A 13,380-nucleotide genomic window follows, 5' to 3' on the forward strand; every position below is an offset into this window, starting at 1 on the left:
AATTAAAAAATCTAATTCTTTTATTCCTTTTGCTTCAAGAAAAGGTACAGTTACATTCTCTGCAATTGTGTGGGTATTTTTTTTCCCCGTAACGAATGACTCCCCCCGTATCTATCAAAAAAGTTGATCCATTATAAGGTTCTTGAATAAATATAGAATCCCCTTGGCCTACATCTAGGAGGATAATCTTACCTTCAATATTGGTCGATTTCTCAACAAAATGAACGCAAAAGAACAAACTTGATATCGTCAATACTTTGATCAAATATCGGTTAAAATTTAATTGAGTAAGAAGATAAACAGTGAAGATCATAATGCAGCTCATAAGGAGAGGTGAAGGTTTACCAATAAGAAGTGTAGATAAAGGAAGATTTTCGATACACCTTAAAAGCTCAGAGGAAAGCTTAATAACCGCACTAAATATTCCATCAAGTATTCCTCCAATAGTTTGACTATACTTTGTTACTATTACTGTGATGAACACACTAGGTAGAAGGATCATAGTGAATAAGGGTACAAAAATAAGATTTAAAACGATACTCCAAGGAGAAAATTTGAAGAAATGAAAAAGGATTAATGGAAATGAAGTTAACTGACAAATAAACGACAATCTGAACAACTGGTGAAACTTAGATAAACCTTTTAATATCCATGATTGACTTAGCAAGATTCCATAACTCACTAAAAAAGAAAGTTGAAATCCAACTTGAAACAAATAATACGGTTCAAAGACCATCATTAAAATAAATGCTACTGAGAGCCCATCGATCGATAAATAAGTATGAGAGCGAAAGGAAAAAAGCAAGACCATAATGGCCATTATTGAACTTCTTATTACGGAAGGTGAAGCACCCGTTAACATCACATAAAAGGGCAATAATAGAATAATCAAATACTTCGTATGTTCATGAGTAAGACCTGTTCTAATACATATATAATAAAAAAAGGATAAAAATACACCTACATGAAGTCCTGAAATAGCTAATAAATGGATAAGTCCAAACTTTTGATAAAGATCCTCAATATCTTCTTGTAAAAGAGAACGATCTCCAATTAATAATGCAGCAATAATCCCTTTGCTCGCATGAGAGAACTGTTCATCAATCCAATTTAATATCGAATGTCTTTTAGTATAAATTTGTTTAAACTTACCCACTCGACAAGACCCTATTGAATCGACCGTCAAAATAGTATTTGTTCGATGAATATATAAGTATTTTTTAAAATCGAATGTGTGAGGAACGGTTACGTTCTCTGGTTTATTAATAGACCCTTTAAAGCGACATCTGCTTCCAGGTTGTATGATATCCTTTATAGTTACGAAATGAGATGATGGCTGATAAAATGCATAAGTCTTTTCTTTTTTTGAATCGACTTCAATTATACCGAAGCCGCTTAAAGAGCCTTTCTTCCACTTCAAATCATCAAATAAAATAACCCCTTCTACTTCACCTGGTTGCAAAGATGTTTTATTATGATAATCCACAAAAGAAAAATATACGAGCATAATGACAAAAGAGAAAGTAACATAAATTAATAAGCGTTTCTGCTCTTTTATGAATAAATAACAAACAAATATAACGAATAAAAGAAAAAATAAACTACTTGTATAAACAGACAGTACAGCTAAAGTAATGGCAATCGAAATGTAAATAAGATTCCCCTTCACAGTACACTCCCTTTGTAAAATCCGAAAATAAGGAACATTTTCAATTTTTGTCTTTAAACAACTATGATTCTATAGTTGCGCTTAACAAACTTCTATCCTTCTTTATCAAATGAAAACTGAACATAATGAGGCTCTACCTGTTCCACTTGAACTGACGCTTCACGGAATAGTTCTTCAGCATATGGATGATTCTTGTAATCTATTGCGTAGTAAACTCTTTTAATTCCCGCTTGAATGATTGCCTTACAACATTGTAAGCACGGAAAATGTGTCACATAAATTTCTGCTTGATCTGTAGGAACACCAAACTTGGAACATTGTAATAAAGCATTCATCTCGGCATGAATAGTCCTAACACAATGATTATCAATGACATAGCATCCCTCATCAATGCAATGTGAACCTCCTGCGATTGAGCCATTATAACCACCCGCAATAATTCTCTTATCTCTAACAATTGTTGCCCCAACTGCAAGCCTCGTACAAGTACTTCGTAAAGCAAGCAAATGACTTTGTGCCATAAAATATTCATTCCAAGATATTCTTTTCATGCTTTCCCCTCCATATTCGACAACTTTCTTAAGTTTAAGAGACAAATCCTGTTTTCGTCAATATTAACCTGAAAACGTCTATTTAATCGTTATTTGGTCCTTCATTTTTTCAAGAGACTTCTCGCCAATTCCTGACACTTGTAATAAATCCTCAATTTGATTAAATGGTCCATTTTCCTCACGATACTTTATAATGGCTTTTGCTTTTGATGGTCCTACCCCCGTTATCTGCTCTAATTCTGCTTCTGTGGCATCATTAATTGAAATAACGTTAGACTCATTGTCTCCATTCTCTTGCACGCCAACTTCTACATCTACTTCTCCAATTCTCGGTACATAAATAAGCATTTCATCCTTAACGAGCATCGCATAATTTATTTGTTTATCCTCCGCATCTTTTGTTATCCCGCCAGCTGCCTTTATTGCATGATAAACTCGGTCACCTTCATTTAATTCGTATATATCTGGTGCTCTTACTTCTCCTTTTACATCTACAACAATAGTCTGTTTAACAACCTCTACATCCTCCTCTTCTGTATTTGTTTCGTCTTGGATAGGAAGATCATTTACAACGACAGCTTCTTCATTGGATGGTTTACTTTGCACTTGAAAAAGCAAGAACACAATGAAAACAATAGCAATGACAAGACCAACACAGACATATCGATATTTATATAAAATTTGATTCAATTCCATCTTAGCTTCCTTTCTAATTTTTGAAACCTATTATAAAACCGTTTTGATAACATATTTTTTTACAAGAAATCATATTTTATAAGAGTGAAAGAATTATGGAGGGGGGACTACGTATGAAAATAGGTTTTATCGGAACAGGAAACATGGGGCGAATATTAATTGAGGCACTGTATTATTCTGAAACAGTCTCTGGTTCCAATATGTATATCCATAATCGAACCATTCAAAAAGCCATTCAAATACAAGAACAAATAAAGGACCTGCACGTAAAAATTTCCCCAGAAGATGTTTTAAACAGCTCAGATTTCATCTTTCTCTGCTTAAAACCATTAGATATTTACCCATTCATAGAGAAATATAAGCAATACTTTAGAGATAACAAATGTTTAATTTCAATTACAAGCCCAATAGAGGTGGAACAAATCGAAAGCATCACTACATGTCAAGTCGCCAGAATTATCCCCAGTATTACCAATCGTACCTTTTCTGGCGTTTCTTTATTTACATTTGGGCATACTTGCACAAACGAAACAAAGGAGAAATTAAAATCTTTATTTAGTCACATATCAACTCCTGTTGAGATTAACTCAAATATTACGAGAGTTGCTTCAGATATTGTTAGTTGTGGACCTGCTTTTTTCAGCTATATAATGGAACAATTTATTGAAGCTGCTGTTCAAGAAACAAGCATCACTAAAGTACAGGCAAGTTTATTAGCAGAAGAAATGATGAAAGGATATGGAAAAATATTAACAAGTGACTTATACAATTTAACTACTTTAAAAGAAAAGGTTTGTGTACAAGGCGGAGTGACTGGCGAGGGAATCAAGGTGCTTGAAAAAAAGATTGGTACCATGTTTAATGAACTTTTCAAAAGTACTCACGAAAAATATAGAGAGGACAAATTAGAAATTAATAAGCAATTTAACACATAAACCATCTACCATCAGTGGATAACTACCACTGATGGACTGACATTATTTTACCATGAAATAACTCTTCCGTATATGTTTTAAAAATCTTTTTTTGCAACAAAGAAGATTCTTTCAGCCTTAGAAAAGTCTTTTTTCCCAAAATCTGAGGTTACCTTTAGTGATATAAAGCCTGCTTTTTTAAGCCATAAGGAATACTCTTCAATAGGAAATGTCCTTTGAACATGATCCTCGTCAAATCGAGTATAACTATGGTCTTTTTCTTCAACGAAAAAAGTAAGTTCATGTTCAACCGTATATGGGTAAAATCCTTCAAAACAATTCCAGATGTAACTTATCCCTTGATTGGTTGAAACAAAGGGAGACTGATTGAAAACATTTTCCATTTTATAGATGGAATGAACATCAAAAACAAATAGTCCTCCCGGCCGTAAGGACTTATAAACGGAAGAAAACGTTTGAATGACTTGTTCTTGATTCTCTAAATAGTTTAAAGAATCACATAGAATCAAAACAGCATCTACTTGTTTCATTACGTTCAGATCAGTCATATTCTGCTGTAGTAAAGGTAAGTTCATCCCTTTTTTTGTGGCTTTCTCTTTCGCTACAGTAAGCATTTCAGAAGAAAGATCGACACCTAACACATCGAAGCCTTTTTCCATTAACCTTAAAGATATTTCACCGGTACCGCATCCTAAATCTACAATAGTTTGAACAGGTTCACAATAGTTTTCAAATTCACTCTCAACATATTCGATCCATAAATCATAAGGGGCGTCTACCATCAGTTTATCGTACAAAAAAGCAAAATGCTCATAAGCCATTTTTATGGTCGCTCACTTAAGACGGTTTCGATTGGAGCATCTCCCCACAGCTTTTCTAAATTATAGTAACTTCTTTCTTCATGATAAAAAATATGAGCGATAACTTCGCCTAAATCAATTAGTATCCATCGTGCTTCATGATAACCTTCCAGCCTTTTTACTTCAATCCCGTTTTCTTGTGCCACTTCTTTTATTTCTTTTGCAATTGCTTGTACTTGTTTATGGTTATTTCCATGACATATAAAAAAATAGTCGGCTACTAAAGAAATATTTTTTACATTTAAAGAAAGCATTTCTTCCGCCTTCTTCTGATCCGCCGCCTTAACTACTACCGAAAGTATATCCTTACTCGTCAACTCGATCCACTCCTTTTATACCTAATAGTCCGTTATATGCCTTAAAAGTATCAGGGAAAATAGTTTGATTTTTTTCCAGTAAAAAAGCAATGGTGTTTTTTAATGATTGGAAGAGTGCTTTATCAAGATCAACTTCTGCTTTTGCTCTAACTTCTTTCACTCCAGGAAACTTTCTACCAGGTTCAATATAATCAGCTAAAAATATAACCTTTTCCAATTTAGTCATATTCATTCTACCCGTTGTATGAAAACGAATCGCATTTAAAATATTTGGATCTTTAATATCAAATTGTTGTTCAACTAAAAAAGCCCCAACTGGTGCATGCCACAGCTCTGGATGAAATTGTAATAATAAAGGGGACATATTTTGATCGACAATATGCTTTTTCATCTCATCTTTCGAATGATTTTTTGCGTAATCATGGAAAATAGCGGCTAACTCTGCTTTTTTTTCATTGACATTAAACCTTCTCGCTAAAATGATGGCTGTTTCCATGACACGGTATGTATGTAGATACCGAGCTTCTGGAAGTTGTTTTTTTACAATCTGTAAAGCCTCACGTTTATTCATATAGTTTATACTCCTCTATATAGGATAATACTGAATCCGGCAATAAATAACGAGTTTGCTGCTGATGATTAAAACGATTTCGAATCATAGTAGAAGAAACATCAAATTGCGGAACTGCGACAGTAATAATGTTATATGGAGATGATATTGAAAATCCTGGTCGACTTACCCCAACGAAAGTAACTAAATTCTCTAGATTATTTATATTTTTCCAATTAGAGAGGTGTTCAATCATATCTCCACCAATAATGAAGTAAAAAGATACTTTAGGAAACCTCTTTTTTAGTAGAAACATAGTATCATAAGTATAGGATGGTCCTTTTCTTTCCAATTCAATAGTCGAAACTTTAAAGTTGTCATTTTCTGAAATTGCAAGTTCCAACATTTTCACTCGATGCTCACTAGAGGATACTTTTGTTTCTTGCTTATGTGGAGGAACATTATTAGGCATAAACCATATTTCATCTAAGCCTAATGAATGAAGCACTTCACTTGCCATTAACAGATGACCATGGTGAGGAGGATCAAATGTACCTCCCAAAATTCCTATTTTAGTCATTAAATCCTCTCTCCCTTTATGTCTGTTCGCTAGTTCGGTAAAACGATTTGTTTTTTTTCTCTTGACTCTTTATACAAAATAATGGTATTGCCAATAATCTGGACTAACTCAGCTTTTGCTGGGCGATAAATTTCTTCAGCTACTTGGTTTTTATCTTGTTCACAATTTTGTAAGACACTTATTTTTATTAACTCTCTTGCTTCCAAAGCATCTTCCACTTGTTGCACTAAATGATCATTGACTCCACCCTTTCCAACTTGAAAGATCGGATTCAAGTGATGTGCCTTTGCCCTTAAAAAGCGCTTTTGTTTTCCTTTTAACATGATGAGCCTCCTAGATGTTGATAAACAATATTCTTTAAAGGATGAGGATCTGGATTGATCCCTGTCCATAATTCAAAAGCAAGTGTTGCTTGATAAACAAACATACCTACTCCGTCTACCGTGTTTAAACCTAATTGCTTTGCTTCAGACAGAAAAGCAGTCTTAATTGGATTGTAAATAATATCACAAACGATTGAGTGATTATATACCAGCTTATTTAATATTAGGGGTTGATTCTCAACATTTGGATACATCCCTATAGGTGATGTTTGAATGAGAATATCGTACTTCTTTGAAATTTGATGCGCTTCATGTAATGATAACGCTTCCCCATTTATATTTCCAACAACAGAAAGTAGATCTTCTGCTTTTTCTTTTGTTCTGTTTATGATGTCAATAGTAATAGCTCCTGCTTGTTGTAAGGCAAATATTATAGCTCTTGATGCTCCACCTGCACCAACAACTAATATTTGCTGATTTCCAATAGAAGTAGATAATGCCTCGTTGAGCGATCGTACAAAACCACTTCCGTCCGTATTGTAGCCTCTTAATCGCCCGCCTTGGTTGACCACTGTATTAACTGCACCAATTTCAAGGGCAAGAGGATCAACTTCGTCTAAAAAAGGCATAATTGATTCTTTATGAGGAATTGTGACATTAAAACCACTTATATTTAAGGCTCTCATTCCTTCAACGGCTTCTTTCAAGTTCTTCTTACTCACTTGAAAGGCATGGTAGTGAGCATCGATCTGATAAGTATGAAATGCTGTGTTATGAATCGTCGGAGACATGGACTGGCTGATCGGGTCACCAATGACACCAAATAATTTTGACATATGATCCTCTCCCTAACACTTTACGAGATTATTCAAAATGGACTACGATGAACACACCTGCAGGATGGATGCAACCTCTACCTAACCTGTATTTTGACAATCCTTAAGCAGTCGACTCGTTCTCTTCGGCCTTTTGTCCACTTTTGAACACGCAATTTACTTTTTTTATCGTATCTAAATCAATGATTCACGTACACTTACAAGAACCCCTTTAGGTGCATAAGCAACAACTTTTGCGTTAGCTTGATTAACCGTTACCCATCCTAATCCAGAAAAAATCACATCTGTATTTTTGTTATTAATAGTAAATTGATGAGCTACTAGTTCTGTATCTTCCACTCCATCTATAGACAATGGGGGATGCAATAAGTCGCCATGATGATCACTGAAAATCTTTTCCGCTTTTTCTGTTTTCGTTCGGTGAATGAGAAGTTCATTTGGTATATAACAAGTAAATGACACTTTCCCTTCTTTTAGATAATCAAAACGCGCGAGTCCTCCAAAGAAAAGGGTTTGTCCTTCATTCAGTTGAAAGGTCCTTGGTTTAAGCTCTTTTTTTGGCGTTATAAATTTCAAATGATCTTTTGATACAAAATGTGCCATCTGATGCTGATGTATAATTCCTGGTGTATCATACAAAGACGAACCGTCAGACAAAGGGATATCAATTAAATCAAGTGTGGTGCCAGGATAGTGTGAAGTTGTAATAATATCTTCTTCCCCAGCTACTTCTTTTATGATTCGATTGATAAAAGTAGACTTGCCAACGTTGGTACAGCCAACAACATAAACATCTTTTCCGTCTCGATAATGTTCTATTGCAGACGCTACCTCTTTTATTCCCATTCCCTTAGAAGAGCTTGCTAAATAAACATCTATAGGCTTTAATCCATTTTTTTTTGATTCTCTTCTTATCCAATCAACTAATTTTTGTTTATTTACTGATTTAGGAAGAACATCGACTTTATTCGCCACTAACAAAACTGGATTCGCTCCAGCAAATCGATGAATTCCATTTATCCAGCTTCCATTGAAATCAAATATATCAATTATTTTGACGATTAATGCCTTTTCATTACCAATGTTGTGTAATATTTTTAAAAAATCATCATCTGTTAAAGAAACGTCTTGAATTTCATTGTAGTTCTTTAGACGAAAACATCTTTGGCAAACGACAGATTCTCGTTGTATAGACTTTGGTGGAGCATAGCCTAACTCATTTTGATTCGTTGTTTGTATTTTAACTCCACAGCCAATACACTTGATCTCATCCAAGCTTATTCCTCCCATTTTAACAAACCTTTTCGTTTAAAACTCTCTAATATTTTTCTCTCAATTAGCCGATTCATTCTTGTAAAAAATCCATCTGTTGAAGCAACTGGAATAACAAGTATTGTATGAAACCCATTTCGATTTCCGCCTAATACATCTGTTAAAACTTGATCCCCTATAACAACAACCTCTTGCTTATTCAACTTCATGTTTCTCAAGGCTTTCCTAAAGGCTATTCCTAAAGGCTTCCTTGCTTTATATATAAACGATATATTTAAGGGCTCTGAGAATTGCTTTACTCTAGTTTCTTTATTATTTGAAACGATTGTAATCTCAATACCTTCATCTTTCACGGATTGGAACCATTTTGTTAATTCCGGAGTAGCCAATGGACGGTCCCATTCTACTAATGTATTATCTAAGTCCGTGATAATCCCCTTAATCCCTTTTTCTTTCAATTGCTTAGGATCAATATCAAAAATACTCTTTTCAAATTGTTTTGGTAAAAATAGATTTAGCACAGACTACACCTCAATAGTCAAATTTAAAACCAATTATCATCATACATAATTTTCACGATACTTTCAAAGTAAAGTTACGAATTTCGACAATGAATTATCGTAGAACAAGAAAATTAAAAAAGTTTTCGACATTTATAACCCGTTTTCTACAACTGTGGATATCGTTATTCACAATATCCACCCTCATCTTAGTATATTTTAAACATTTACAAACAAGTTATTAACAAGTTTTCCACCGTTACTTGTGGATAAAAGAACGGTTGTTCTATTAAAAAAAAATATGGTAGATTTAGGTTCAGATACATAAGAAAAGCGCAAGCGCCCGTTTAGCAACGAAGGGGCTTGAGTACTCCGTATGAGATAAAGGAAACACGAATAGCCGCAGGCTTCGATGTTGACTTATCATAAGGAGGAGGGCGAAAACTTACGAGTTGCTGGGCGCTGGAGCTAGACAGCAATGTTAGCACCTTCTTATAAAGAACAAAGTTTATACTTTCTTATCTTTTAAGAAAAGCGCAAGCGCCCATCTAGCTATACAAAGTTTATCATTCCTATTTTTAAAAGAGATAGTCAAATTAATAGAAATACCTCACTCTACTAAAAGATAATTTATTACGTAAATTAGAGCAACTTTGATTATTAAACAATATCTACTAATTTAATACAGGAGGTGTCTAGCCAAAATGGCATATCCAATGAAAAAATTATCAGATGAACTTCTACTTGAATCGTATTATAAAGCGAGAGAAATGCAACTAAATGAAGAGTTTATTGATTTAATATTAACAGAAATTGAACGGCGATCATTAATTGATTTAACTAAGATTTCTTCTTAAACGATCAATTAATGTTTTTTTTTTGCATAAAAAAAGGAATGAAAAGAAGCATTCATGTTTATTTCATCCCTTTCTTTCTATAGGTTGGTAATTTGTTATTAATATCCAAACCAACGATAAGCATAACAAAAACCACCAATTACCAAAATTAACACGAAAATAACAATTAATAACGCATACCAAAAGCCTAACCTCTGATAGCCTATTGGATAAGGATAAGGTGGAGGATATGGGCTCCCACAATACGACATTCTTTCGCTCACCCCTTTCATTCAATGACAACTATACTTACTTAACAAACCTACTGTTTACTCCCGATTGATCTTTACCTCTTAAAATATCTTATGTAAGCCTGCCACTTTCGTATAGGCAAGAGCACAGCTTTATAAGTTATTTCTAATCATTTCTTTTCGTACAGACACAATAACAAAAGTCACCTCATACAATTTACTACTAGGCACTCACCTAATATGGAGGTGATCGTATGACAGGTATGTTAACCACGCTAACTTATTTGTTTAAAGAAGTGGTTTTTTTAGTGTCTTATGTAAAGAATAATGCTTTTCCTCAGCCACTTTCAGCAAAGGAAGAAAAAAAATACTTAGAAAAAATGGCTGTTGGAGATGAGGCAGCTAGAAACATTCTTATTGAACATAACTTAAGATTAGTTGCTCATATCGTCAAAAAGTTTGAAAATACCGGAGAGGATTCTGAGGATCTTATTTCAATCGGAACAATCGGTCTTATTAAAGCAATTGAAAGTTTTTCTCATGGAAAGGGGACGAAACTAGCTACTTATGCAGCAAGATGTATTGAAAACGAAATATTAATGCATTTAAGAGCTCTAAAAAAAACAAAAAAGGATGTTTCCTTACATGATCCCATTGGTCAAGATAAAGAAGGGAATGAAATTAGCTTAATTGACATATTAAAATCAGATAATGAAGATGTGATTGATACCATTGAACTTAATATGGAACTTGAAAAGCTAAAGGAATTCATTGATATCCTTGACAGTAGAGAACGTCAAGTAATAGTGGGACGTTTTGGCTTAGATATGAAGGAAGAACGTACACAAAGAGAAATCGCTCATAAGCTTGGTATATCTAGAAGTTATGTTTCTAGGATCGAAAAAAGAGCCTTAATGAAAATGTTTCATGAATTTTATAAAGTAGAAAAAGAGAAAAAAAGCCGAAAAAAAAGAGGAGCCTTAGCATAAAAGATCATCCATCAGAAAATCATGCTACAAGTTCGTGTTCATAAGGAGGAACGTCAACTAACTTCGGCCACGTCCTGTGACCAACGTCTGGGCTAACACATCGTGTACATCGCCATCCTAGGGACAATGCTCGTGGTAGCCAATCCTGGCGTCTGAGCTTGGAATAGCGAGACAATAAAGTTATTCGACTGCAATTTTTTAGGACTTTTTGAACAACCTCTACAAGAAAAAACTTGTCCGCTCCAACGCAAAAAACCTAGAAAACCCCGCTTAAATTCCCCTTTTTAACATTCACAAAAGGGGAAAAGTTCCTTCTTTCAAGAAGACAACTAATCACTTAATGAAATTAGTTGTCTTCTTCTTGTATTAATTTTCGATAGTAAAAAGATCTTTTCAAACATAAAAGAGAGCTTCCTATAAAAATAAGAGAGACTATAGTCGTTACTATTTGATGCTGGTCTGTTTGGATAACATTGTTTTCAGGCAAAACTAACCCTAAATATAAGAAAGAGCTAAGTGCTAACAAGACAAAAGAGTAACGTTTCAAATCATTCATACGCTCATACAATTGCTGTTTGTTCATCTTTTCTTTCACCACCAATCAAATCTCTTTCTAACTAAATGGTAACATATAAACCTACACCTTTATGAAAGTATATTTTAGTAACAAAGGAGGTATTATCCCATAAGAAAGGCGCAAGCGCCCGTTTAGCAACGCACAACATTGGAATGTCAACTAAAAACAGTCACCTCGTGTGACTAACGTTGACGCTAGCACTTCGTGTGCATCGCCGTATGAGATAAAGGAAACACGAAAAGCCCGAAAGCTGCGGATCTACTAAGTTCAGCCACGTCTTGTGGCTAACGTTGATGCTAGAACCTCCTGTTCATCGTACGTCCTGTGGGCAACGATGATGCTAGCACTTCGTGTGCTTCGAAAGCGCTACCCGTCGCTGGGCGATGGAGCTAGACAACGATGAAAGCACCTTCTTATAAAGGACAATAATTATAAATTCTTATCTTTTAAAGAAAAGAAGTAGCCTTTATCAGCTACTTCTTTTTTTAATTAAATGGTTTATATTAATTTAATGCTTGTTTTAAATCATAAATTAAATCTTCCACATCTTCAATTCCAACAGAAATACGAATTAAACCATCTGTGATGCCTAAATCATGTCTTCTTTCCTTTGGAATAGAAGCGTGAGTCATCTTAGCAGGAATAGATATTAAACTCTCTACAGCCCCTAAACTTTCGGCTAATGTGAAATACTTTACTTTATTTAGCACTTGATCTGCTTTCTCTTCACTTCCTACATCAAAGGAGATCATTCCCCCAAAACCAGAGGCTTGTTTTTTAGCAATCTCATGACCTTGGTGACTTTCTAATCCTGGATAATAAATTTTTTCAACTTCAGGATGTTCGTTTAAAAAGTGAACGATTTCCTTTGTGTTTTTCTCCGTAGCTTCCATACGGAGACCAAGTGTTTTCATCCCTCGCATTAAAAGCCATGAATCTTGAGGCCCTAAAACTCCTCCAGTAGAATTTTGAATAAAATGAATATCTTCAGCTAACTTTTCACTATTGACCACGACTAAACCAGCTACAACATCACTATGACCACCAATATACTTTGTTGCACTGTGTAAGACGATATCAGCGCCTAAAGTGATAGGAGTTTGCCAATATGGTGTACTGAACGTATTATCGACAATGGTAAGCAGCTGTTGTTCTTTTGCATAAGCTGATATTTCTTTAATATCCGTCACCTTTAGCAAAGGATTAGTTGGGGTTTCAATGTAAATAGCCTTAGTATTTGTTTGAACAGCTTTTTTTACTTCATCCAAGTTCGTTGTATCGACAAAGGTCGATTCAATCCCTAGTCGGTTTAATATTTTGTTCATTACTCGATAAGTTCCACCGTATACATCGTCTGTTAAAACAACATGATCACCACTATTAAATAACATCATAATTGAAGTGATGGCTGCCATACCTGATGCAAATGCAAAACCAGCATACCCTTCTTCAAGGTCTTTAATTAATACTTCTAATGCATGTCGTGTAGGATTTCCCGTTCTCGAGTATTCAAAACCTTTATGATTTCCTACTCCATCTTGCTTATACGTACTTACTTGATAAATCGGAACCGAAACTGCACCTGTTTGAGGATCTCCTACAATCCCACCGTGAATCATTTTAGTTTTTCTTTTCAAC

General features: G+C 34.5%; 16 protein-coding genes. 3 read left to right on the forward strand and 13 right to left on the reverse strand.

Annotated features, from left to right (window positions below):
* Positions 1 to 34: 34 nt before the first annotated feature.
* The 3 genes from LC087_RS07860 to LC087_RS07870 all read right to left on the reverse strand — a co-directional run bounded on the left by LC087_RS07860 (position 35) and on the right by LC087_RS07870 (position 2,916).
* Positions 35 to 1,669: a DNA internalization-related competence protein ComEC/Rec2 gene (locus LC087_RS07860; protein ID WP_306020560.1), complete on the reverse strand. Its 1,635-nt coding sequence runs from the start codon at positions 1,667 to 1,669 to the stop codon at positions 35 to 37.
* Between the two features lie 92 nt (positions 1,670 to 1,761).
* Positions 1,762 to 2,220 (reverse strand): ComE operon protein 2, encoded by a 459-nt coding sequence (locus tag LC087_RS07865; RefSeq protein WP_226539836.1) that lies wholly within the window; start codon positions 2,218 to 2,220, stop codon positions 1,762 to 1,764.
* Between the two features lie 78 nt (positions 2,221 to 2,298).
* Complete coding sequence (locus LC087_RS07870) at positions 2,299 to 2,916, reverse strand: helix-hairpin-helix domain-containing protein (protein WP_226539835.1); 618 nt, start codon at positions 2,914 to 2,916, stop codon at positions 2,299 to 2,301.
* Between the two features lie 113 nt (positions 2,917 to 3,029).
* Here LC087_RS07870 and comER point away from each other — a divergent pair, with 113 nt between their 5' ends.
* Positions 3,030 to 3,851 (forward strand): late competence protein ComER, encoded by an 822-nt coding sequence (gene comER / locus LC087_RS07875; protein WP_226539834.1) that lies wholly within the window; start codon positions 3,030 to 3,032, stop codon positions 3,849 to 3,851.
* A 77-nt stretch (positions 3,852 to 3,928) separates the two neighbouring features.
* Here the strand turns inward: comER and LC087_RS07880 are convergent, their stop codons facing one another.
* From LC087_RS07880 to LC087_RS07915, 8 genes are all read right to left on the reverse strand, one after another.
* On the reverse strand, positions 3,929 to 4,672 hold the full coding sequence (locus LC087_RS07880; protein WP_226539833.1) for a class I SAM-dependent DNA methyltransferase: 744 nt from the start codon (positions 4,670 to 4,672) through the stop codon (positions 3,929 to 3,931).
* A gap of 2 nt (positions 4,673 to 4,674) precedes the next feature.
* Positions 4,675 to 5,028, reverse strand: a complete 354-nt coding sequence (gene rsfS, locus LC087_RS07885; RefSeq protein ID WP_226539831.1) for a ribosome silencing factor — start codon at positions 5,026 to 5,028, stop codon at positions 4,675 to 4,677.
* Positions 5,018 to 5,599 carry a bis(5'-nucleosyl)-tetraphosphatase (symmetrical) YqeK gene (yqeK, locus tag LC087_RS07890; RefSeq protein ID WP_226539829.1) on the reverse strand — a complete coding sequence of 194 codons (582 nt, stop codon included), beginning with the start codon at positions 5,597 to 5,599 and terminating at the stop codon, positions 5,018 to 5,020. Before yqeK ends, rsfS begins: the two co-directional genes overlap by 11 nt.
* Positions 5,592 to 6,158, reverse strand: a complete 567-nt coding sequence (locus tag LC087_RS07895) for a nicotinate-nucleotide adenylyltransferase (protein ID WP_226539827.1) — start codon at positions 6,156 to 6,158, stop codon at positions 5,592 to 5,594. The genes yqeK and LC087_RS07895 overlap by 8 nt, the downstream gene beginning before the upstream one ends.
* Before the next feature lie 29 nt (positions 6,159 to 6,187).
* Positions 6,188 to 6,481 carry a ribosome assembly RNA-binding protein YhbY gene (gene yhbY / locus LC087_RS07900; RefSeq protein WP_226539825.1) on the reverse strand — a complete coding sequence of 98 codons (294 nt, stop codon included), beginning with the start codon at positions 6,479 to 6,481 and terminating at the stop codon, positions 6,188 to 6,190.
* Positions 6,475 to 7,317, reverse strand: coding sequence for a shikimate dehydrogenase (gene aroE, locus LC087_RS07905; protein ID WP_226539824.1), 843 nt, complete (start codon positions 7,315 to 7,317; stop codon positions 6,475 to 6,477). Before aroE ends, yhbY begins: the two co-directional genes overlap by 7 nt.
* A 174-nt stretch (positions 7,318 to 7,491) precedes the next feature.
* Positions 7,492 to 8,592, reverse strand: a complete 1,101-nt coding sequence (gene yqeH, locus LC087_RS07910; protein WP_226539823.1) for a ribosome biogenesis GTPase YqeH — start codon at positions 8,590 to 8,592, stop codon at positions 7,492 to 7,494.
* A 2-nt stretch (positions 8,593 to 8,594) separates the two neighbouring features.
* Positions 8,595 to 9,110 (reverse strand): YqeG family HAD IIIA-type phosphatase, encoded by a 516-nt coding sequence (locus LC087_RS07915; protein WP_226539822.1) that lies wholly within the window; start codon positions 9,108 to 9,110, stop codon positions 8,595 to 8,597.
* Positions 9,111 to 9,805: 695 nt separating this feature from the next.
* On the opposite strand from LC087_RS07915, the gene LC087_RS07920 reads away from it, so the two are divergent.
* Both LC087_RS07920 and sigK read left to right on the forward strand, forming a co-directional pair.
* Positions 9,806 to 9,946, forward strand: a complete 141-nt coding sequence (locus LC087_RS07920) for a sporulation histidine kinase inhibitor Sda (RefSeq protein ID WP_226540107.1) — start codon at positions 9,806 to 9,808, stop codon at positions 9,944 to 9,946.
* 484 nt (positions 9,947 to 10,430) lie between these two features.
* On the forward strand, positions 10,431 to 11,165 hold the full coding sequence (sigK, locus tag LC087_RS07925) for an RNA polymerase sporulation sigma factor SigK (protein WP_306020568.1): 735 nt from the start codon (positions 10,431 to 10,433) through the stop codon (positions 11,163 to 11,165).
* Positions 11,166 to 11,511: 346 nt separating this feature from the next.
* Here the strand turns inward: sigK and LC087_RS07930 are convergent, their stop codons facing one another.
* Together LC087_RS07930 and LC087_RS07935 are read right to left on the reverse strand one after the other, a co-directional pair.
* The gene (locus LC087_RS07930; RefSeq protein WP_306020570.1) at positions 11,512 to 11,763 is read right to left on the reverse strand and encodes a YrhC family protein; all 252 of its coding nucleotides are present in this window, start codon (positions 11,761 to 11,763) and stop codon (positions 11,512 to 11,514) included.
* A 482-nt stretch (positions 11,764 to 12,245) separates the two neighbouring features.
* Entirely contained in the window at positions 12,246 to 13,379 is a 1,134-nt protein-coding gene (locus LC087_RS07935; protein WP_226539819.1) for a bifunctional cystathionine gamma-lyase/homocysteine desulfhydrase, read from the reverse strand.
* Position 13,380 lies beyond the last annotated feature (1 nt).

Origin of the sequence: Bacillus carboniphilus, from assembly GCF_020524035.2 — a bacterium.
Taxonomy (GTDB): Bacteria; Bacillota; Bacilli; order Bacillales; family JAIVKR01; genus Bacillus_CC.